The organism is Pseudomonas sp. GM_Psu_1, from assembly GCF_026544185.1.
Lineage (GTDB): Bacteria > Pseudomonadota > Gammaproteobacteria > Pseudomonadales > Pseudomonadaceae > Chryseomonas > Chryseomonas oryzihabitans.
This window is the reverse complement of sequence record NZ_JALNUX010000003.1, coordinates 264,049-285,494: the sequence shown is the minus strand read 5'-3', so window position 1 is coordinate 285,494 and position 21,446 is coordinate 264,049. Positions and strand designations below refer to the sequence as shown.

Annotated in this window: 20 protein-coding genes; 12 read left to right on the top strand and 8 right to left on the bottom strand. The window is 67.8% G+C overall.

The window, feature by feature from the left end; genetic code table 11:
• The first annotated feature begins 158 nt into the window (after positions 1–158).
• Both OXS31_RS06465 and OXS31_RS06460 read left to right on the top strand, forming a co-directional pair.
• A complete protein-coding gene (locus OXS31_RS06465; protein ID WP_007158689.1) occupies positions 159–791 on the top strand; it encodes a cyclodeaminase/cyclohydrolase family protein in 633 nt (210 codons plus the stop codon).
• 6 nt (positions 792–797) lie between these two features.
• Complete coding sequence (locus tag OXS31_RS06460; RefSeq protein WP_144953456.1) at positions 798–2,054, top strand: DUF2254 domain-containing protein; 1,257 nt, start codon at positions 798–800, stop codon at positions 2,052–2,054.
• A gap of 7 nt (positions 2,055–2,061) precedes the next feature.
• Here OXS31_RS06460 and OXS31_RS06455 read toward each other — a convergent pair whose 3' ends face one another.
• Positions 2,062–3,000 (bottom strand): cation transporter, encoded by a 939-nt coding sequence (locus OXS31_RS06455; protein ID WP_042133664.1) that lies wholly within the window; start codon positions 2,998–3,000, stop codon positions 2,062–2,064.
• A gap of 228 nt (positions 3,001–3,228) precedes the next feature.
• Between OXS31_RS06455 and OXS31_RS06450 the strand changes: the two genes are divergently transcribed.
• Together OXS31_RS06450 and OXS31_RS06445 are read left to right on the top strand one after the other, a co-directional pair.
• Positions 3,229–4,935 carry an amidase gene (locus OXS31_RS06450; protein ID WP_074582857.1) on the top strand — a complete coding sequence of 569 codons (1,707 nt, stop codon included), beginning with the start codon at positions 3,229–3,231 and terminating at the stop codon, positions 4,933–4,935.
• 204 nt (positions 4,936–5,139) lie between these two features.
• Positions 5,140–5,679, top strand: coding sequence for a nuclear transport factor 2 family protein (locus OXS31_RS06445; protein WP_108580977.1), 540 nt, complete (start codon positions 5,140–5,142; stop codon positions 5,677–5,679).
• A 16-nt stretch (positions 5,680–5,695) separates the two neighbouring features.
• Here OXS31_RS06445 and OXS31_RS06440 read toward each other — a convergent pair whose 3' ends face one another.
• Entirely contained in the window at positions 5,696–6,307 is a 612-nt protein-coding gene (locus OXS31_RS06440; RefSeq protein WP_108580978.1) for a TetR/AcrR family transcriptional regulator, read from the bottom strand.
• Between the two features lie 173 nt (positions 6,308–6,480).
• On the opposite strand from OXS31_RS06440, the gene OXS31_RS06435 reads away from it, so the two are divergent.
• On the top strand, positions 6,481–7,626 hold the full coding sequence (locus tag OXS31_RS06435) for an MFS transporter (protein ID WP_190971377.1): 1,146 nt from the start codon (positions 6,481–6,483) through the stop codon (positions 7,624–7,626).
• A 29-nt stretch (positions 7,627–7,655) separates the two neighbouring features.
• Here OXS31_RS06435 and OXS31_RS06430 read toward each other — a convergent pair whose 3' ends face one another.
• Genes OXS31_RS06430 through OXS31_RS06410 form a run of 5 tightly spaced genes read right to left on the bottom strand, consistent with a single transcriptional unit; the run spans position 7,656 to position 14,268 of the window.
• The gene (locus OXS31_RS06430) at positions 7,656–9,197 is read right to left on the bottom strand and encodes an APC family permease (RefSeq protein ID WP_027599684.1); all 1,542 of its coding nucleotides are present in this window, start codon (positions 9,195–9,197) and stop codon (positions 7,656–7,658) included.
• Between the two features lie 58 nt (positions 9,198–9,255).
• Entirely contained in the window at positions 9,256–10,002 is a 747-nt protein-coding gene (locus tag OXS31_RS06425) for a gamma-glutamyl-gamma-aminobutyrate hydrolase family protein (protein WP_267398373.1), read from the bottom strand.
• 45 nt (positions 10,003–10,047) lie between these two features.
• Positions 10,048–11,325 carry an FAD-binding oxidoreductase gene (locus tag OXS31_RS06420; protein ID WP_267398372.1) on the bottom strand — a complete coding sequence of 426 codons (1,278 nt, stop codon included), beginning with the start codon at positions 11,323–11,325 and terminating at the stop codon, positions 10,048–10,050.
• Positions 11,326–11,380: 55 nt separating this feature from the next.
• Entirely contained in the window at positions 11,381–12,874 is a 1,494-nt protein-coding gene (locus OXS31_RS06415; protein WP_074582868.1) for an aldehyde dehydrogenase, read from the bottom strand.
• 11 nt (positions 12,875–12,885) lie between these two features.
• Positions 12,886–14,268: a glutamine synthetase family protein gene (locus OXS31_RS06410; RefSeq protein WP_027599688.1), complete on the bottom strand. Its 1,383-nt coding sequence runs from the start codon at positions 14,266–14,268 to the stop codon at positions 12,886–12,888.
• Positions 14,269–14,470: 202 nt separating this feature from the next.
• Here OXS31_RS06410 and OXS31_RS06405 point away from each other — a divergent pair, with 202 nt between their 5' ends.
• The 4 genes from OXS31_RS06405 to OXS31_RS06390 all read left to right on the top strand — a co-directional run bounded on the left by OXS31_RS06405 (position 14,471) and on the right by OXS31_RS06390 (position 16,500).
• Positions 14,471–15,358, top strand: coding sequence for a LysR family transcriptional regulator (locus tag OXS31_RS06405; protein WP_267398370.1), 888 nt, complete (start codon positions 14,471–14,473; stop codon positions 15,356–15,358).
• 294 nt (positions 15,359–15,652) lie between these two features.
• Positions 15,653–15,865, top strand: coding sequence for a hypothetical protein (locus OXS31_RS06400; protein WP_169742406.1), 213 nt, complete (start codon positions 15,653–15,655; stop codon positions 15,863–15,865).
• A gap of 90 nt (positions 15,866–15,955) precedes the next feature.
• The gene (locus OXS31_RS06395; RefSeq protein ID WP_267398369.1) at positions 15,956–16,267 is read left to right on the top strand and encodes a hypothetical protein; all 312 of its coding nucleotides are present in this window, start codon (positions 15,956–15,958) and stop codon (positions 16,265–16,267) included.
• Positions 16,264–16,500: a hypothetical protein gene (locus tag OXS31_RS06390; protein ID WP_077172604.1), complete on the top strand. Its 237-nt coding sequence runs from the start codon at positions 16,264–16,266 to the stop codon at positions 16,498–16,500. The genes OXS31_RS06395 and OXS31_RS06390 overlap by 4 nt, the downstream gene beginning before the upstream one ends.
• Positions 16,501–16,524: 24 nt before the next feature.
• Here OXS31_RS06390 and OXS31_RS06385 read toward each other — a convergent pair whose 3' ends face one another.
• A complete protein-coding gene (locus tag OXS31_RS06385) occupies positions 16,525–17,520 on the bottom strand; it encodes a LacI family DNA-binding transcriptional regulator (protein ID WP_267398368.1) in 996 nt (331 codons plus the stop codon).
• 162 nt (positions 17,521–17,682) lie between these two features.
• Between OXS31_RS06385 and OXS31_RS06380 the strand changes: the two genes are divergently transcribed.
• Genes OXS31_RS06380 through OXS31_RS06370 form a run of 3 tightly spaced genes read left to right on the top strand, consistent with a single transcriptional unit; the run spans position 17,683 to position 21,212 of the window.
• Complete coding sequence (locus OXS31_RS06380; protein ID WP_267398367.1) at positions 17,683–18,855, top strand: Gfo/Idh/MocA family oxidoreductase; 1,173 nt, start codon at positions 17,683–17,685, stop codon at positions 18,853–18,855.
• 2 nt (positions 18,856–18,857) lie between these two features.
• Entirely contained in the window at positions 18,858–19,928 is a 1,071-nt protein-coding gene (locus OXS31_RS06375) for a sugar phosphate isomerase/epimerase family protein (RefSeq protein WP_267398366.1), read from the top strand.
• 48 nt (positions 19,929–19,976) lie between these two features.
• Complete coding sequence (locus tag OXS31_RS06370) at positions 19,977–21,212, top strand: nucleoside permease (protein ID WP_042133637.1); 1,236 nt, start codon at positions 19,977–19,979, stop codon at positions 21,210–21,212.
• Positions 21,213–21,446 lie beyond the last annotated feature (234 nt).

The window sequence follows — 21,446 nt, the reverse complement described above, 5'->3', positions numbered from 1 at the left end:
CAGGATTACCTTAACCGAACGCCGGCCGAGGTACGACGTAAATCGAAATAAAGCCTGTCGCTTATTGCACTTAGCTTGCGAACCCCAGCCGTTTCGCACGATCCAAACAGCGTTCGGTCGTGACCGAATCCCTTACCCTTTGCTTGCAGGCGGTTGGCATGAACGAAACCTCTACTCTCTGGCAGCAGACCCTCGCCCAGTTCCGCGACGGCACCGGCTCCACCCTGCCCACCCCGGGCAGTGGCGCGGCGGCTACCGTGGCGGCCTGCCTGGGTGTCGCCCTGATCCTCAAGGGCCTCAAGCTCAGCCAGCAGCGCCAACCGGTGACCCGCCACGCCGACCTGATCACCGTCGGCGAGCGCCTGCAGGAAGCCCTGAGCACCTGTGCCGATGCCGATGTGCAGGCCTTCGCCAACTACCTGGAAGCCGATCGCCAGGCCAGCGGCGCCAGTGTCGAGGGCGAACGCCGCCAGCAGGCGCTCAATCTGGCCGCAGCCAATGCCGTGCAGATCCCCATCGCCACCGCCCAGCTGTGCCTGGAGGCCCTGGACCTGGCCGTCACGGCCACGCCGCTCACCGTCGAGCCGCTGCGCAGCGACACCCTGGCCGGTGGCCGCCTGGTGCATGGTGCCCTGGGCGCGGTGCTCACCACCGTGGACGCCGACCGCAATGGCCTGAAATCCGGCGACGCCCGCGAAGCCGCCCGGCAGATGCGCGACAAGCTCCAGCAGCAGGCCGACCAGCGTCTCGCCCAGCTGAGCGCCACCCCCGTACCGCCGGCCATGGGCTGACGCGCGGTGCTGGCCCGCCTGGGCTGGGTCCTGCGCGGACTGCAGCGACGCCTGTGGTTTCGCGCCACCCTGTTCTCGGTCGCCGGGGTGGCGACCGCCCTCCTCGCCCTGCTCCTGCGCGACCATATCCCGACCTCGCTGCCGGCCAAGGTCGGCGCCGATGCGGTCGACAAGATCCTCACCATCATCGCCAGCAGCATGCTGGCGGTGACCACCTTTTCCCTCAGCACCATGGTGACGGCCTACAACGCCGCCGCCAGCAGCGTGACGCCCCGTGCCTATCCGCTGCTCCTGGAAGACAGCACCACCCAGAACGCCCTGGCCACCTTTCTCGGCTCCTTCCTGTTCAGCCTGGTCGGCATCATCGCCCTGAGCACCGGGCTCTACGGCGACAACGGCCGGGTGGTGCTCTTCGCCGTGACCCTGGTGGTGATCCTGCTGATCGTCTTTACCCTGCTGCGCTGGATCGACCATCTCTCACGATTGGGCCAGCTGGATGCCACCAGCGACAGCATCGAGGACGCCGCCAGACACAGCCTGCAGCGCTGGCTGGCCCAGCCCTACCTGGGCGGGGTGGCGGCGCCCGTCGATGAGCCCGCCCGTGGTCGCCCGGTCATGGCCGATCGCACCGGCTATCTGCAACGGGTGGACATGCCGCTGCTGGCGGACCTCTGCGGCGACCAGGGTCGCCTGCGTCTGGCCGTTCTGCCCGGCGCCTTTCTCGATCCGGCGCAACCGCTGCTCTGGGTCGAGGGCCTGCCACCGGAAAAGGACCAGCGCCTGACCGCCGCCTTCACCCTGGATGCCCGCCGGGTACACGACCAGGATCCGCGCTTCGGCCTGACGGTGCTGGGCGAGATCGCCACCGGGGCGCTGGTGCCCTCGCGCAGCGACTCGGGTACCGCCATCGCCATCCTCGGTCGCGCGCAACGGCTGCTGACGGCGCTCACCGAGCCGCGGGAAGCGGTCGAGCCCCGCTATCCGCGGATCGAGGTGCCGGAGCTGTCGCTGGATGACCTGTTCGACGACTTCTTCCTGCCGGTGGGTCGCGATGCGGCGCCGCTGGTGGAAGTGGGCATGCGGCTGCAGAAAGCCCTGGCGCGCCTGGCGGTCCAGGGCGATGCCCGGATCAGGCGCGAGTGCCTGCGCCATTCGCGCCTGGCGCTGGCCCGCGCCGAGGCCACCCTTGGCCAGGCCGAGGACCGCGTCATCCTCCAGCAACTGGCCGCGGACGTCGAACGCCTCTGCACGGCGCGCCAGTAGTGCAGCGCTAGCGCGACCAGGCCGGATCGGTGGTGAAGGCGATGGTCAGCCAGCGGTCCGGCCCCTCGCCGCCAATGGCCTCGCCGATCTGGTCGCGGATGGCGTCCCATTCGTCCAGGGTCTTGGCCGGCCACCCCAGGGGCACGATGAAGTACAGCTCGATCTGCCGCGCCCGGCCGACCTTGGCCACATAGGCGCGATAGTCGAGAAAGCCGAAGCGCGTGACCATGCCCCGGGCGACTTCATCGACCTGCCGCTTGAGCTCCGGCGGGGTCACCATGAGGATCTCCCTGACGGCCTGCCAGACCAGCCTGAGCGGTATGGGGATGATCAGCACGCAGATGATCGACAGCACCAGGGGATCGATGTAGGGCGTGATCCAGGCATAGGCCGTGCCCTGGGCCAGGGCGCCGATCAGGAAGGCCACCACCAGGGCAGCCGAGATGCTGCCCGACATGATCCAGCTCTTGATGTCGAGCCTGAGGAAGTCCGACTGGATGTCGCGGTTCAACCGGTGCACCAGGGCGGCGAATCCAAAGCAACTCAGGGCCGCGACCAGCGCATAGAGCAGCGCCATGCCGAATGCCAGTGCCTTGCCGCCACTCATCAGGCTGATGATCGAGTTGACCAGCGCGTAACAGGCCACGATGCACAGCACGCTGCCGTTGAGCGCCAGGACCATGGGTTCGAGGTGCCAGAAACCCATGTTGAAGCGCTCGGCCAGTCGCCGATCGCCCTCCGGTTCCTGCGCATGCCGGTGGATCAGCATGGCCACCAGCAGCGCCACGCCGCTCATGAAGGCGTCGGTCAGCGAATAGAAGCCGTCGAAGACGATGGCATAGGAACCGGACAGCACCCCGAAGGCGATACCCACGGCCGCCAGCAGCACCGTGACGGCAATGGAAAAGCGCAGCACCCTGCGCTCGTTGCTCAGCCATTTCAGCATGATCGACTCCGGCCACGGGATCGCCTCCAGGCGTGGCCAACGGGTTGAGTTAACGCCAAGCATAGAGGCCGACAGCTCAACCTGCATGGGCGGTCCGGCAAGGCTTCCATGCACGGACGCAATCAAAAGGCGGTGGGCTTCGGGTGTACACTGCAGCGGTGCTTTTTTCTCCCGGGATCTCTGGCAGCCGCCTGTCCCGTACCGTGGAATCCTCAACGGCGACCCACCATGATCGAAGTTACCGAACGCTCCATCGCCGAGTTGCGTCGCGCACTCGAAACCGGCCAGACCACTGCGGTAGCGCTGGTCGAGGCCTACCTGGCCCGGATCGACGCCTACGATCCACCCACCAGCGCCACCGCGCTCAATGCCGTGGTGGTGCGCAATCCCGAGGCCCTGGCCGAAGCGGCCGCGTCCGATCGCCGGCGCGCCCGTGGCGAGACCCTGGGGCCGCTGGACGGCATCCCCTACACGGCCAAGGACAGCTACCTGGTCAAGGGCCTTACCGCCGCTTCCGGCAGCCCGGCCTTCAAGGACCTAGTCGCCCAGCGCGACGCCTTCACCGTCGAGCGGCTGCGTGCTGCAGGCGCCATCTGCCTGGGCAAGACCAACATGCCGCCCATGGCCAACGGCGGTATGCAGCGCGGCGTCTATGGCCGCGCCGAAAGCCCCTACAACGCCGGCTACCTGACCGCGCCCTTCGCCTCCGGCTCCTCCAATGGTGCCGGCACCGCCACCGCAGCCAGCTTCGCCGCCTTCGGTCTGGCCGAGGAAACCTGGTCCAGCGGCCGCGGCCCGGCGTCCAACAACGGCCTCTGCGCCTACACCCCCTCGCGGGGAATCATCTCGGTGCGCGGCAACTGGCCGCTGACGCCGACCATGGACGTGGTGGTGCCCTATGCCCGCACCATGGCCGATCTGCTGGAAGTGCTCGACGTGGTGGTGGCCGACGATCCCGATACCTCAGGCGATCTCTGGCGCCTGCAACCCTGGGTGCCGCTGCCGCTGGCCTCGGCGGTACGTCCGGCGTCCTACCCGGCCCTGGCCACCGGTCCCAATGCTCTGGCCGGCAAGCGCCTGGGCGTGCCGCGCATGTTCATCAACCAGGATCCGGACGCCGGCACCAGCGAGAATCCCGGCATCGGCGGTCCCACCGGTCAGCGCATCCAGACCCGCGACTCGGTGATCGCCCTCTGGGAACAGGCCCGCGCGGCGCTGGAAGCGGCCGGCGCCAGCGTGATCGAGGTGGACTTCCCGCTGGTCTCCAATTGCGAAGGCGACCGCCCCGGCGCACCCACGGTGTTCAACCGCGGCATCGTCTCCCGGGAATTTCTCCATGACGAACTCTGGGACCTGTCCGCCTGGGGCTTCGACACCTTCCTGCGCGACAACAACGATCCCAGGCTCAATCGCCTGGTGGACGTCGACGGCGAACTGATCTTTCCCCACGAGCCCGGCACCCTGCCCAATCGGGAAGGCGACCTGGCCGCCGGCATGGCCGAATACGTGCGCATGGCCGAGCGGGGGCTCAAGACCCTGGAGCAGATCACCACCCTCCCCGACGGCCTGCGCGGCCTGGAACGGACGCGCAAACTGGATCTGGAAGACTGGCTCGAGGCCCAGGGCCTGGACGCGGTGCTCTTTCCCACCGTGGCCGACGTGGCCCCGGCGGATGCCGAGATCAATCCCGCTTCGGCCGACATCGCCTGGAGCAACGGCGTCTGGGTCGCCAACGGCAACCTCGCCATCCGCCACCTGGGCGTGCCGACCGTGACCGTGCCCATGGGCGTGATGGCCGACATCGGCATGCCGGTGGGCCTGACCTTCGCCGGTCGCGCCTATGACGACGCCAACCTGCTGCGCCTGGCCGCCGCCTATGAGGCGACCGGCTCCAAGCGCCAGATACCGCCGCGGACGCCGCCGCTGGTGGGTTGAGACAGAAGGCGTGGACGCTGGCCGCCAGGCTTCACCCGACGGCCGGAATCGGAGGGTGACCCTGGCGTCAAGGCGCGCTAACCGGAGTGTCCAGCCCCGGGCCGGTTATGCGGACGCCGTCAGCGGCCTAAGGTGGGTTCCAGGCAGGTGCCGTTTGCCGGCGCCGCTGCCCACCTCCACTCCGTCCTGCACGAGGCTACCGCCATGAATCCAGCCAAACGTCTGACCGGAAGCGCGCTGCTGGCGCTCGCCCTTTTGAGTGTTCTCTGGAGCGGCGGCGCAGCCGCCGAATCCACCGCTGAACGCAACCAACGCCTGGTCGAACGGGCCTTCGCGAACTGGAGCGCGGGCCGCGGCAGTCTGTTCGACGACCTGCTCTCGCCCACGGTGGTCTGGACCATCCGGGGCAGCGGTCCGGCAGCGGGCACCTACCATGGCCGCGAGGATTTTCTGCAACGCGCCGTACGCCCCTTCGCGCAGCGCCTGGCCACGCCCATCGTGCCCCGGGTCGAGGGCATCTGGGCACGCGAGGATCAGGTCGTGGTGCGCTGGATGGGCACGGCCACCGCGCGCGATGGCGCGCCCTATCGCAACGAATACGTGTGGATCTTCAGGATGAACGGGGCACGGGCGACCCAGGTCGAGGCCTTTCTCGATCTCGTCCCCTACCAGGACGTCATCGACCGCATAGCCCTGGCAGCCCCCTCGCCAGCCATGCCCAGCGCAGAACGGCAGGCGCCCTGACGCCACCCCCGTGCGATCACGGCCGATGAGCGTCCCAGAGCGTCAGCGCCAGGGTGATGGCGCCCTCGATCACGGGCAACGCCACGCCATCCCGCGCCATGGGTGAAATGCCCAGCAGCAAGCCTTCGAACAGCGTCGCCAGGACAGGCGCTTCGGTGCCCGCCGCGAGATCGCCACGGTCGATACCGCGCCTGACGCAGGCCAGCAGACCGGCGCGGATCCGGGCACGGGCCTCGCGCAGGGGCAGCGGAATGCTGGAGTCTTCATCCGCATAGGAGCCCAGGGTGCCGAGCGCCACCAGGCAGCCCTTGGGCAGGCGCTCGTCGCACTGCATCCGCGCCGAGCGAGACAGGGCCGAGGCAATCGCCTCCCGCGGGGCCAGGGTCTCGTCGAACAGCGGATCGTTCACCCGGCCATGGGTCTCCATGTAGCGGGCGACTACCTCCTTGAACAGCGCCTCCTTCGAACCAAAGGCCGCATAGAAGCTGGGCGCGGTGATGCCGCCGCCGATCGCCGCCTTGAGCCGACTCAGGGAGGTCGCCTCATAGCCATAGCGCCAGAACAGCAGCATCGCGTCATCGATTGCCTGGGTGCGGTCGAAGGACCGCGGACGCCCCACCTGAGCCACAGCCGTACTCCTCGTCAAAATCGATTTTTATACTAGACGATACAGAATTCATTGACCAGCCCGAGGACCTGCTGCTTAGATATATACCGATCGATACATATCTAAGGAGCCTAGCCGTGACCGCGACCCCCAACCCTGAACGCCTGCCAGTGGCCGCGCTGCTGGCGCTGGCGATGACCGGCTTCATCTGCATCATGACCGAGACCCTGCCCGCCGGCCTGCTCCCCGGGATCGCCCAGGGACTCCAGGTCTCCAATGCCCTGGCCGGGCAGACGGTGACCGCCTATGCCGCCGGCTCGCTGACGGCCGCCATCCCCCTCACCCTGGCGACGGCGCACTGGCGGCGTCGCCGGGTGCTGCTGGCGACCATCCTGGGCTTTCTGCTGTTCAACACCCTCACCGCGCTCTCTTCCAGCTATCCGCTGACCCTGGTCGCCCGCTTCGCCGCCGGGGCCGCGGCCGGCCTCGCCTGGAGTCTGCTGGCCGGCTATGCCCGGCGTCTGGTAGTGCCGCGCCTGCAAGGGCGGGCGATGGCCATCGCCATGCTCGGCACGCCGGTCGCCCTGTCGCTGGGCGTACCCCTGGGGACCTGGCTGGGCGGGCTGCTGGGCTGGCGGCTGGCCTTTGCCTGCATGTCCGCCCTCACCCTCGGCCTGATCGTCTGGGTGCTGGCCAAGGTGCCCGACTATCCGGGGCAGACCGAGGGCCAGCGCCTGCCGCTGCGCCAGGTGTTCGCCACGCCCGGCATTCGCGCCATCCTCGGCGTGGTCTTTACCTGGATGCTGGCCCACAACCTGCTCTACACCTATATCGCCCCCTTCCTCGCCCAGGCCGGGCTGGGCGACCAGGTCGATCGAGTGCTGCTGACCTTCGGGGCGGCGTCACTGGCGGGGATCTGGATCACCGGGCGGATCGTCGACCACAGCCTGCGGCGAGCGGTGTTGCTGAGTCTCCTCGGCTTCGCCGCGATCGCGCTGCTGCTGGGACTCAATCGTGACTCGGCGCCGCTGCAGTACCTGGGCGTCTTTGGCTGGGGCCTGACCTTTGGCGGTGCGGCCACCCTGCTGCAGACCGCCCTGGCGGATACCGCGGGGAGTGGCGCCGATGCTGCTCTGGCGATGAACGTGGTGACCTGGAACAGCGCCATCGCCGGGGGCGGCATCCTCGGCGGCCTGTTGCTGGACGGCATCGGCCCCCAGGCGCTGAGCTGGGCGGTGGTGGCGCTGTCACTGAGCGCCCTGGCCATCGCCGCCAGTGCCCGGCGCCACGGCTTTCCCGCCGGCACCCGGGCGAGCGGCTCAGCGGTCATGGGTCACTGACCCTGGGTGCGGGCGCCCTGCCCGCCTCCTCAGCCCTGGTGCGGCTGTGCCTCCAGGGTCTCGCCCTGGAAGAACGCCGGCGCGCGCCAGCGGGCGAACAGCATCAGCACCAGGCCCAGTGCCAGGATCGTCACGGCGATGATGAACACCAGGCCGATGCCGCCGAGGTGGGAGCCGCTGCCGAAGTCCGGCGAGAGGCTGGCGATGGCGGTCTGCCAGAAGATCACCGAGAGGATGATGGCGCCCAGCAACGGGCAGAGGCCACGCAGCAGCGCATGGCGCAGGCTGTCGAACAGGCTGCGGCGGAAGTACCAGACGCAGGCGTAGGCGGTCAGCGAGTAGTAGAAGCAGATCATCATGCCCAGGGCGGTGATGGTGTCCGCCAGGACGTTGTCGCTCAGGGTGCGCATGACCACATAGAAGCCGCCGGTGGCGATGCCCGCGGCGATGGTGGCATAGCGCGGCGTGCGCGATCTCGGGCAGATGTGGGCGAAGCGCCGCGACACCGCGCCGTAGTACCCCATCGCCAGCAGGGTGCGCGCCGGGGAGATGAAGGTGGACTGCAGCGAGGCGGCGGTGCTGGCCAGCACCGCGATGGACATCAGGATCGCCAGCGGCCCCATTACCGGACCGGCCAGGTGGGCGAAGACGTTTTCCTGGATCTCCGGATTACCCAGGCCCAGGCCGGCTTCGCTGATGCCGGCGAATTGCAGGGTCGCCGCTGCGGTGAAGAGGTACAGCAGCAGGATCAGCAGCACCGTGACCGTGGCCGCCCGCCCCGGCACCTTCTGGCTGCCCACCGATTCCTCGCTCACCGTGAGGCAGACATCCCAGCCCCAGAAGATGAAGATCGACAGCGACAGCCCCGCCGCGAAGGCGGAAAAGGATTCGACGTTGAAGGGATTGAACCACTCCGGGTGGAAGACCACCGGCGCCGCCTCGGGCGCGGCATTGAAGGCCGCCAGGGAAAAGCCGATCAGTACCAGCAGCTGCAAGGCCACCAGGCCGTACTGGACGCTCATGGTCATGCCGATGCCGCGACAGCTGATCCAGACCGCGATGGCGATGAAGACGCAACAGGTGACGACGTTCACCAGCAGGTGCTGCGACAGCGCCGCCAGCTCCGCCCGGCCGCTAAGCTGGGCGAGGAACAGGTAGAAGAAGTCCACCGCCACCCCGGCGAGGTTGGACAGCACGATGGTGGTGGCCGTGACCAGGCCCCAGCCGCCGATCCAGCCGATCATGGGACCGAAGGCGCGGGTCGACCAGGTAAAGGAGGTACCGCTGTCCGGATCAACCGCGTTCAGCTCGCGATACCCCAGGGCCACCAGCAGCATCGGCAGGAAGCCGACGATGAAGACCGCCGGCAGATAGACGCCCACCTCGCGCACGGTGGGGCCCAGGGCGCCGGTCAGGGTGTAGACGGGGGCGATGGTGGAGATGCCCAGCACCACGCAGGCGAGCAGGCCGAGGGAGCCGGCGGCCAGGCCCTTGGCGGACGGATCGGCCAGGGCTGCCGGCCCGGCGGTGTCCGAGCCGCCGGCCGGCGTGCCCTTGCGCTGTTCAGTCATAGGTCTCTGTCCTGCTGTTGGTCTTGTTATTCAGAGTGCGGCGTGTGCGGCAAGGTGCCTAGCGCGCGGCGGCATGGCGCTGGCAGGCGTCGCGGAACGCGTCCAGCAGCGCCAGGGATTCGGGGTTGTCGCGGAAATTCCACTCGGGATGCCACTGCACCCCGACGACGAAGCCCGGAGCATTGGCCAGGGATACCCCTTCCACCAGCCCATCCGGCGCATGGGCCTCGATGCGCAGCCCGGGCGCCAGGCGCGCGATACCCTGGCTGTGCAGCGAATTCACCTGGAAGCTGGCCGGCAGGCCGAGGCGCTCGAACACTCCCCCAGGCGGCACGGTGACCGGGTGCGTGGGCGCGTACTGCTCGGCGAGCAGCTCGCTCTGGGGCTCGCGGTGATCGGCATGCCCGGGCAGCTCCTGGACGCGCTGATGCAGGCTGCCGCCCAGGGCCACGTTCAGCTCCTGAAAGCCGCGGCAGATGCAGAACACCGGAATGCCGCGGTCGATGGCCAGGCGCAGCAGCGGCAGGGTGTAGGCGTCGCGCGCGGCATCGTGGTGGGTGCCGGCGAGACTCGCCGGTCCCTGGTAGTGATGGGGCTCGACATTGGAAGGCGAGCCGGTGAACAGCAGGCCGTCAAGGTGCGCCAGCAGCGCCTGCGGATCGCTCGGCACGCTGCGCGCCGGCAGCACCACCGGCACGCCGGCATGACCCGCCGCCTCGACGTACTTGTCGCCGACGGTATGGGAATCGTATTTGCCGAGCGTCTGCCGGCACGCCGTCACGCCAATGAGGGGCATAGGGGACATGGCTTATCTCCAGAGTGGCCGCCGGTACGCGGCGGGCGGACAGGGTCAGATACCGAGGCGATCGCGCAACTGGTAGTAGGTCGCGCCCAGAGCGGTGAAGGGCACGCGCAGGAGCTGCCCGCCCGGGAAGGGATAGTGCGGCAGGCCGGCGAAGGCATCGAAGCGCTCGGCCTGGCCGCGCAGGGCCTCGGCCAGTACCTTGCCGGCCAGGTGGGTGTAGGTGACGCCGTGACCGCTGCAGCCCTGGGAGTAGTAGATGTTGTCGCCGAGGCGGCCCACCTGGGGCAGGCGCGACAGCGTCAGGAGGAAGTTGCCGGTCCAGGTGAAATCGATCTTCACGCCCTTGAGTTGCGGAAAGGTCTGCAGCATCTTCGGCCGGATGATGGCCTCGATGTCCGCCGGATCCCGCGCGCCATAGACCACGCCCCCGCCGTAGATCAGCCGGCGATCGGCGCTGAGGCGGAAGTAGTCGAGGAGGTAGTTGCAGTCCTCGACGCAATAGTCCTGGGGCAGCAGGCTGCGCGCCAGCTCCTCGGACAGCGGCTCGGTGGTGAGCACCTGGGTGCCGCAGGGCATGGACTTGGCGGCCAGTTCCGGCACCAGCCCGCCCAGGTAGGCGTTGCCGGCGACCACCACGAAACGCGCCTTCACCTGACCCTGAGCGGTATGCACCACAGGGTTGGCGCCGCGGTCGATGCGGGTGGCCGCGCTCTGCTCGTAGATCTTGCCGCCGAGGGACGCCACGGCCGCCGCCTCCCCAAGGGCCAGGTTGAGCGGGTGGATATGGCCGCCGCTCATGTCCAGCAGGCCACCCAGGTAGCGATCGGTGCCGACCACCCTGCCGATGCCGGCCTTGTCGAGCAGCTGCAGCTGGGTATGGCCGTAGCGCTCCCAGAGCTTCTGCTGGGCTTCCAGGTGACCGAGCTGCTTGCCGGTCAGGGCCGCGAACACGCCACCATCCTTCAGATCGCACTGGATGCCATAGCGAGCAATGCGCTCACGAATGATGCGACCGCCCTCGAAGGCCATTTCGCCCAGCAGTTGCGCCTGCCTGGGTGGCAGCTGGCGCTCGATGGTATCGATGTCGCGGCTGTAGCTGTTGACGATCTGGCCGCCATTGCGCCCGGAGGCGCCGAAGCCGACCCGCGCCGCTTCCAGCACCGTCACGCTGAAGCCGTGCTCCAGCAGGAACAGCGCGGTGGAAAGCCCGGTGTAACCGGCGCCGATGACGCAGACGTCGCTGTCGACATTGCCCTGGAGCACCGGGTATTCGGTGTGGATGTTGCGCGAAGCCGCGTAGTAACTGCCGACGTGTTGTTGCATGGTGAGATTCCTCTGCCTGCGGCTCCGGCGTGAACGCCCGGGCCGCCGCGCCTGTTCAGAGCTTGATCCAGGTCGCCTTAAGTTCGGTGTATTTGTCGAAGGCGTGCAGCGACTTGTCGCGTCCGTTGCCGGACTGCTTGAAGCCGCCGAAGGGCGCCGTCATGTCGCCGCCATCATACTGGTTGACCCAGACACTGCCCGCACGCAAGGCGCGGGCCACGCGATGGGCGCGGGAGAGGTCGCTCGTCCAGACGGCGGCGGCCAGGCCATAGGGGGTGTCATTGGCGATGCGCACGGCCTCCGCTTCGCCATCGAAGTCGATCACCGCCAGCACCGGGCCGAAGATCTCTTCCCGAGCGATGCGCATGGCGTTGTCCACGCCTTCGAAGATAGTCGGCGTGACGTAGCTGCCACCGGTTTCGCTCAGGGCCCGCTCGCCGCCGCTCACCAGTCGCGCCCCCTCGGCGCGGCCGGCCTCAATAAACTCCAGCACGGTGCGCAGATGGCCCTCGTCCACCAGGGCGCCGACGCGGGTATCGGGATTCAGCGCATGGCCGGGCGTCCACGCCTGCAGCGCCTCCGCCACCAAGGCCAAAAAGCGCGTCTTGATCGAGCGCTCGACCAGCAGCCGCGAGCCGGCGATGCACACCTCGCCCTGGTTGAAGGCGATGGCTGCGGCGGCTGCCTCGGCTGCGGCCCTAAGGTCCGGGGCGTCGGCGAAGACGATGTTGGGGCTCTTGCCACCCGCCTCCAGCCAGACCCGCTTCATGTTCGACTCGCCGGCATAGACCAGCAGCTGCTTGGCGATGCGGGTGGAGCCGGTAAAGACCAGGGTATCCACGTCCGGGTGCAGCGCCAGCGCCTGGCCGACGGTGTGGCCGTAGCCGGGCAGCACGTTGAACACGCCCGCCGGGATGCCGGCCTCCAGCGCCAGGGCAGCGATGCGAATGGCTGTCAGCGGCGACTTCTCGGACGGCTTGAGGATCACCGAGTTGCCGGTGGCCAGCGCCGGCCCCAGTTTCCAGCAGGCCATCATCAGCGGGAAATTCCAGGGCACGATGGCCGCGACCACCCCGACCGGTTCGCGGGTCACCAGGCCGAGCTGGTCGCGCGGCGTGGGCGCCACCTCGTCGTAGACCTTGTCGATGGCCTCGGCGCTCCAGCGGATGGCATTGGCCGCCGCCGGCACATCGATGGCGAGCGAATCGCTGATCGGCTTGCCCATGTCCAGGGTTTCCAGCAGCGCCAGCTCCTCGGCATGGGCCAGCAAGAGATCGGCGAAGGCGATCAGCACCCGCTTGCGCTGCGCCGGTGCCCGATGGGCCCAGTCGCCTCGCGCGAAGCTCGCCCGCGCAGCCTGCACGGCGAGCTCGGCATCCTCGGCCATGCAACTGGCCACCCGGGCCAGCGGGCGACCATCCACCGGACTCAGGTCGGCGAAGGTCGCGCCGCCCTGGGCGGCCTGGTAGCGGCCGTCGATGAAGGCACGGGCTTCGATGGTCAACGCCTGGGCACGCTGCTCCCAGTCCTGTTGCGTCAGCACGGTCATGATCAGGCCTCCTAGACGGTATGCAGGTACCAGTTGTATTCGAGGTCGGAGATGGTGGTCTCGAACTCCTCCAGCTCGGCTTCCTTGCAGGCGACGAAGATGTCGATGTACTCGGGGCTGATGTACTGGTTCATCACCGCGCTGTCGTCCAGCCGGCGCAGGGCGTCGCGCAGGTTGTTGGGCAGGCTCTGTTCGAGCTGCTCATAGGAGTTGCCACTGACCGGGGCGCAGGGCTCCAGGCGCTGGGTCATGCCGTGGTGAATACCGGCGAGGATCGAGGCCATCATCAGATAGGGATTGGCATCGGCCCCGGCGACCCGGTGTTCGATGCGGATCGCCTCGCTGCTGCCGGTGGGCACGCGCACCGCCACGGTGCGGTTATCGAGGCCCCAGCTCGGCGCATTGGGCACATAGAACTGGGCGCCGAAGCGGCGGTAGGAGTTGACGTTCGGGCAGAGAAAGGCCATCGACGCCGGCAGGGTTTCGAGAATGCCGGCGATGGCATGGCGCAGCGGCGCATGGTGCTCGGGATCGTCGGTGGCGAAGATGTTCTGCCCGGTCTGCTTGTCCAGCAGCGAAATGTGCACGTGCAGGCCGTTGCCCGCCTGGCCGGGATAGGGCTTGGCCATGAAGGTGGAATCCATCTCATGGTCGTAGGCGATGTTCTTGATCAGCCGCTTGAGCAGCACCGCGTAGTCGCAGGCCTTGATGGCGTCTTCGACGTGATGCAGGTTGACCTCGAATTGCGCCGGCGCGGATTCCTTGACGATGGCATCGGCTGGTAACCCCTGCTCCTTGGCGCCTTCCAGCATGTCCTGCAGGCAATCCACGTATTCGTCCAGGTCGTCGATCAGATAGACCTGGGTGGAGACCGGCCGCTTGCCGGAGATCGGCGAGCGCGGCGGTTGCGGCCGGCCGTTCACGTTCTCCTGGTCGATCAGATAGAACTCCAGTTCGAAGGCGGCGCAGATGGTCAGCCCCAGGTCGTCGAACTTCTTCACCACCCGGCGCAGCACCTCGCGCGGATCGGCGAAGAACGGCGAGCCGTCCTGTTCGTGCATGGTCATCAGCAGTTGCGCGGTCGGGCGCTTCTGCCAGGGCTCGTAGCTCAGGGTGCCGGGAATCGGAAAGCAGGTGCGGTCGGCGTCGCCGATGTGCAGGCCCAGGCCGGTGCTTTCCACCGTGGAGCCATTGATGTCCAGGGCGAACAGCGAGGCCGGCAGATTGATGCCGCGCTCATAGACCTTGGAGAGACTGGCCCGCTCGACGCGCTTGCCCCGGATGACGCCGTTCATGTCGGTGATCAACAGATCGACGTACTGGATCTCGGGGTGCTCCTTGAGAAAGCCGTTGGCTTCGGTGAGCTGGACGACGCGGGGGGATATCGAATTCATGGGAGGCATCCTTGACGCTGGCCCGCTTCGTTGTGCTTGCTCGTGCGGGTCTGGCAGCGTGGCTGTGGGCGGTGGTTGCTGCAGGCGCCGACCCTGTCTGCAAGGTCCGCCCTTCCACCTGATTGCCCTTGGAGGGCCGGGCCAGTATAAATTGGCATGAGCGCAACCCATATCGGCGAATCGGCAAAGGAAGAATGCACCGATGCAATATCAGATAGGTCATGCCGATCTCAAGCTGATCCTTGCCCTGGTCCGCGGCAGGACCCTGGCCCGCGCGGCGGAACAGTTGCAGGTGGACGTCTCCACGGTCTTTCGCGCCATCCGCAAGCTCGAAGCCAATCTGCAGGTCGCGCTGTTCGACAAGACCCGCCGCGGCTACACCCCGACCCAGAGCGCCAAGGCCCTCGCCGAACAGGCCGAGCGCGCCGAACAGGCGCTGGACGCGGCGCGCATCGCCCTCACCCAGGGCGAGAACGTCATCAGCGGCACGGTCCGCCTGACCTGCACCGATGCCGTGCTGCGCAGCCTGCTACTGCCCGGCCTCGCGGACCTCATGCCGCGCTATCCCGCGGTCGCCCTGGAAGTCGCCACCTCCAACACCTTCGCCAGCCTGAGTCGGCGGGATGCGGACATCGCCCTGCGCCTGTCCAACGCCCCGCCCGAACACCTCATCGGCCGCCGCCTCGGTCGCAGCTCGTATTTCGTTTGCGGTCACGAACGCTATCGCAGCGGTTACGGCCAGCTGGCCACCGAGCTGCCCTGGATCGCCCCGGACGACTCCCTGGCCGATCACGTCTCGGTGACCTGGCTGCGCCAGGCCTATCCCAGCCTCACCCCGCGCTATCGCTGCAGCAGCATGTCCTCGGTCGGCAGCCTGGTCGGCGCCGGTCTCGGGGTGGGCGCCCTCCCCGATTTCATGATCAGCAGCCTGGAGGGCGTCGAACGCCTGGGTCCGGCGCTGCATGGCTGCGACACCGATATCTGGCTGCTGACCCGCCCGGACAATCTGTCGCTGCGCTCGGTGCAGATCCTCTTCGATGAGTTGGCGAATCTGTTGAAGGCGCGGATAGCGGATGTCTGTCAGGCCTGAAACGAAGCGTTCGTTCGTCCGTTTTGCTGCCAACTTGCCTAAAACTTTTGAAACACCACGTCCCACTTAAACAACCACCTAAAAAGGTTTTAACGAATTTTTCACGCATTCTTCACGAGCTTTTTGAAGATAAGGTCGCTAATGCGACCAAGAGCCCTCAAGCGCTCTTCCGACAACAAGAGTCAAGCACCCAAGGCGCTCTTTCCAAGTAGATCGTCGGCGACGAATTGCCTTAAAAAACAAGCGGGTTAGGCGATATCGATGGGCGTGAGGAACCTGTCCATGGAGACAACGATGAGCCGCCTGTTCGTCATCCCCGAGAATCCCGATCGCGACTGCCTGCTGCAGATCCACAGATTGCTGACGTTGAGAATCGATCAACTGCGCAATGTGGATATGGGCAGTCCGCAACTACAGGACATGCTCTTTCAGTTCGAAGCCCTGACGGCGGAAACTATCCAACTGGTGGAGGAAGTCGCAGTTCGACTTGCCACGGAAACAAGCTAGCTGACGACTGACCGTGCAAGTCCGGACGGCGCGGCACTCCTAGGCGAAACGCCTCCTGGTGATCCGTGCCGCTGCCGGCAAAAGCAGACCTTGGGTAACGTCGCCCTCAAGGAGGAAGGCGCGCACGATCAGGCTCCGTCCAGCATGAGCGTCCATTCGCAGATCAAGAGCTACCGGCTCGATTCCGTTCTCGAAAAGCTGAACGACACGACCGGCAGCCGGCAGCCACCCGTCTTCGCCAGCGCCCTGGCGCGGCGCCACCCCGCGAGGCGTCCGACGCTGTCCAGACTGCTGGAGCGACTGCGCCGCACGGCTGGCTCGAGCACGTCCGGCGAGCGCGATGCCGAGCGGCGCCGAGCCCCCAATGAAGTCATCACCCAGCATCCAAGGCCAGACCGATGAAGAACGCCAAACTCGCCACGCTGCCCACGCAAACACTGATGCAGCGCCTGACGCGTGAACTGGACGGCTGGACCGTGCTGGTCAGCCCGACCTGCCCTGACGGCTCGATCTTCGCGCGCCTGTATTCGCGCGCCGACCGGCGCGCGATCGCCATCCCCTTCGATGTCCAGGCGATCGATAACGACAGCTATATCCGCGAACGGCTGGCGCTGGTGCGCGCCTCCCGCGACTGACCGGACCTCCGCGCAACCGACCTCTCAGCCAGGGCGGCAGGGGCCGGTACTGCCCCGCACCACCAGTTCGAAGGGCAGCACCACCTCCCGGCGGGGCGGTGGTGAACCGGCAAGGGTCTCCAGCAACAGGGCGACCGCGCGCTGGCCGAAGGCTTCCGCGGGCTGGGCGATGGTGGTCAGCGGCGGATCGCTGTAGGCGGCGAAGGCGATGTCGTCGAAGCCGGCCAGGGACAGATCCTCGGGCACCCGCAGTCCGGCGCCGCGAAGGGTCTGGAGGGCACCGATCGCCATTTCGTCGCTGCAGCAAAACAACGCCGTCGGCCGCTCCGAAAGCCCCAGCAGTGCCCGCGCCGCGGCGGCGCCGGCGGCCAGGGTGAAATCACCCGGGTGCAGCAGGTCAGGATCCAAGGGGACACCGGCCTGGCTGAGCGCCTCCTGATAACCCGCCAGGCGTTCCAGGGTCAGCGGACTGCGTTCCGGTCCCTTGATCAGGGCGATGCGCCTGTGACCGAGCGCCAGCAGGTGTTCGGTCAGGCGGCGGGCGGCGGCGCGATTGTCCAGCCGCACCTTGGGCCAGGAATGCTCGGCGAGCACCTCGCAGGCATTCACCGCCGGCGGTGCGTCGGGGTCACCGGCGAAGGGATCGAAGGCGCGCAGCTGGATCACCCCATCCGCCTGCCGCGCATAGACCAGTTCGGCGTACTCGCGCTCGCGGGCCTCGTCCCCCGCGGTATCGCACAGCAGCACCCGATACCCCGCCGCCTGGGCCGCCTGCTGAATCCCGGCGATGACGCGGGCGAAGAAGCTGTTGGCGATCAGCGGCACCAGCACCACCAGATTGCCGGTGCGGCGCGAGCGAAACTGCACCGCCATACCGTTGGGCCGGTAGTTGGCCGCGGTCACGGCGGCCTGCACCCGTTCGCGGGTCGCCGGCGCCACCACCTCGGGATTCTTCAGGGTGCGCGATACGGTCGCGACCGATACCCCGGCCAGTTCGGCGACCCTGCGGATATTGGACATGCGGCCTCGGTTGGCGTGGGAAAGGGTGCAACTGTGCGCAAAGCCCGGCGTGCGGGCAAGCCGTACGTCCGCCGGGCGCTTGACTAAAGCCCGGCGCAGGCTCCAAATACCCGCATATGTAACCGGTTACACTCAGCACAATAACAAACCGAGGGTAAGAGGATGCAGGCTGAAACCGACGGCAAGGTCCGTTACGGCATGATCGGTGGCGGCCAGGGCGCCTTCATCGGCGCGGCCCATCGGCGCGCCGCGGCCCTGGATGGCGCGCTCGAACTGGTCTGCGGCGCCTTCAGCCGAGATCCGGCCAACAACGAGGCGACCGGCCGCGAGCTGGGTCTGGCGCCCGAACGGGTCTATGCCTCCTGGGAGACCCTGCTGGCCAGCGAAGCCCGGCTGCCCCCCGAGCAACGGGTCGAGTTGCTGGTGATCGTCACGCCCAACGATCTCCATGTACCCATCGCCCAGGCGGCCCTGAGCGCCGGCTTCCACGTCTTTTCGGAAAAGCCCGCCGGCATCTCCCTGGCCCAGGTGCAGCGCCTGGCGGAAACGCTGGCCGCCCTGCCCCGGCCCCTGCGCTATGCGCTGGCCCATACCTACCTCGGCTATCCGCTGGTGTGGGAAGCCCGCGAGCGCGTCGCCCGCGGCGAGCTGGGGGCACTGCGCAAGATCCATGTGGAATACCCCCAGGGCTGGCTCGCCCAGGACCTGGCCGCTACCGGCAACCGGCAGGCGGCCTGGCGCGACGATCCGGCCCTCTCCGGCCCGGGCGGGTGCCTGGGCGACATCGGCACCCATGCCTTCAGCCTCGCCGAATTCATCGGCGGCCAGCCCATCACCCGCCTCAGTGCCCACCTGCGCAGCCACCTGCCCGGTCGGCGGCTGGACGACGATGTCATGGTGCTGTTCGAAACCGCCGCGGGCGCCAGCGGCAGCCTGCTGGCCAGCCAGGTCTGCATTGGCGAGGAGAATGGCCTGCGCATCCGCCTCTACGGAGAGCGCGGCAGTCTGGAGTGGCAGCAGCAGGCACCCAACAGCCTGCTGCAGCGCAGCCTCGACCAACCGCCACAGACCCTGCGCGCCGGCCTCGGTCTGCCCTGGCTGAGTGCCGGTACCCAGCAGCGCCTGCGCCTGCCCGCCGGGCACCCGGAGGGCTATCTCGAAGCCCTGGCCAATCTCTATCGCGAGCTGGCCGCGGCCATTCGCGATCCCGCCGATCCCGCGCCGGGCCTGCCCGGCATCACCACCGGCTGGCGCGGCCTGGCCTTTATCGAAACCGCCCTGGCCAGCCATCGGCGCCAGGGCGCCTGGACCCCCTTACCGAACCTAGGAGCCTGAACATGGCCGCCAACGCTCGTCCCGGCCTCAAGGGCCCGGCGATCTTTCTCGCCCAGTTTCTCGACGACAAGCCGCCCTTCGACACCCTGCCCAACCTGGCGCGCTGGGCGGCGGACCTCGGCTACCGCGGCCTCCAGCTGCCGACGCTGGGCCCCCAGTGCCCGAATCTGGAACGCGCCGCCGCCAGCCAGGACTACTGCGACGAACTGCTCGGGCAGTGCGCCGAAGCCGGAGTGGCCATCAGCGAACTCTCCACCCACCTGCAGGGGCAACTGGTGGCCGTGCATCCGGCCTTCAGCGAGGCCTTCGACGGCTTCGCCCCGCCGGCGCTCCGTGGCCGCCCGGACGAGCGCCAGGCCTGGGCGGTCAAGCAGCTCAAGCTGGCCGCCAAGGCCAGTCGCCGCCTCGGTCTCAAGGCGGTGGCGAGCTTTTCCGGTGCCCTGCTCTGGCCCTATGTCTATCCCTGGCCGCAGCGGCCCGCCGGCCTGGTGGACGAGGGCTTCACCGAACTGGCCCGGCGCTGGCGACCGATCCTCGACGTCTACGGCGAAGAAGGCATCGACCTCTGCTTCGAATTGCATCCGGGCGAGGACCTGCACGACGGCGCCACCTTCGAGCGCTTCCTGGCGGCCGTGGACGACCATCCCCGCGCGCGCATCCTCTATGACCCCAGCCATTTCGTCCTGCAGCAACTGGACTACCTGGGCTTCATCGACCGCTATCACGCGCGCATCGGCATGTTCCACGTCAAGGACGCGGAATTCCGTCCCGATGCCCGCAGCGGTGTCTATGGCGGTTACCAGGACTGGGCCGAGCGGCCGGGACGCTTCCGTTCCCTGGGCGATGGCCAGGTCGATTTCGGCGCCATCTTCAGCAAGCTCACCCAGTACGGCTTCGAAGGCTGGGCGGTGCTGGAATGGGAGTGCTGCCTCAAGGACGCGGCCCAGGGCGCGGCCGAAGGAGCGCCCTTCATCCAGCGCCACCTGATCCAGCCGGCCACCCGCGCCTTCGACGACTTCGCCGGCAGCGACGCCGACCCGGCGCGCAATCGGCGGATGCTCGGCCTGGAGTAAGGATCCGCCTCGTTTTTTCGTCACATAACCCACAACAAGGAATCGACGATGAACGCACTTTCGCTACGCCTGAGCACCCTGATGTTCCTGCAGTTCTTTATCTGGGGCAGCTGGTTCGTCACCCTGGCGACCTTTCTCGGCAATACCCTGGGCGCCAATGGCGGCCAGATCGGCCAGGCCTTCGCCACCCAGTCCTGGGGCGCGATCCTGGCGCCCTTCGTGATCGGCCTGATCGCCGATCGCTACTTCAACGCCGAGCGCATCCTCGGCCTGCTGCACCTGGCCGGCGCGGTGCTGCTCTACCAGCTCTATGCGGCGGCCGACTTCACCACCTTCTATCCACTGGTACTGGCCTACATGCTCTGCTACATGCCGACCCTGGCGCTGGCCAACTCCGTGGCCTTCCGCCACCTGGCCGATCCAGCCCGGCAATTCGCCAAGATCCGGGTTTGGGGCACCCTGGGCTGGATTGCCGCCGGCCTGGCGATCAGCTTCGTCTTCGCCTGGGACAGCCGTAGCGGCATCGCCGCCGGGGCCCTGCGCAACACCTTCCTGCTCGGCGCCGCGGCCTCGCTCATCCTCGGTCTCTACAGCTTCAGCCTGCCGCGCACCGCGCCGCTGCCGGCCACCCGCGGCGGCCTGGGCGCGATGCTCGGCCTGGACGCCCTGCGCCTGCTCAAGGACCGCAGCTTCGCGGTGTTCTTTGCCGCCTCGGTGCTGATCTGCATTCCGCTGGCCTTCTACTACCAGAACGCCAACCTCTTTCTCGCTGAACTGGGGGTGGCCAATCCCACCGGCATGATGACCCTCGGCCAGGTGTCGGAGGTGGGCTTCATGCTGCTGCTGCCGCTGTTCATCCGCCGCTTCGGCCTCAAGCGCACCCTGCTGGTGGGGATGCTGGCCTGGGCGGTGCGCTATGGCTGCTTCGCCCTGGGCGCCCAGGGTGACGCCCTCGCCTACCTGCTGCTGGGCATCGCCCTGCATGGCGTCTGCTATGACTTCTTCTTCGTTTCCGGGCAGATTTACACCGACGCCAAGGCCGGCGAAGCGAACAAGAGCGCGGCCCAGGGCCTGATCACCCTGGCCACCTATGGCGTGGGCATGCTGGTCGGCTTCCGGGTCGCCGGGATGGTCTCGGACCACTATGCCAGCGCCGCCGGCCATGACTGGCAGGGCATCTGGCTGTTCCCGGCGCTGTTCTCCCTGGGCGTGCTGCTGGCCTTCCTGGTTACCTTCCGCGACGCCCGCCCGACGCGCGCCACGGCGGCTGCGCCCGTGCGCTAGTACATTGCCATCGGAGGCCCGACTCGACTTGGGTCGGGCCTCCGATCAGCGCCTTCCTCCCCGACGATCCAGCTAGACCCGTGGCGCAGGCGCTGCGCCTGCCGGTCTGCGCTTTTGTGCTCTCTCCCGCGCCCATCGCCTGCCTTGGGCCGTGAGGCTTTCACCAACCAGACCGCAGTCTGGCAAGACCAATTCGAAAAAATCCAATTGGTCTTGCCAGCTATCCAGACTGGG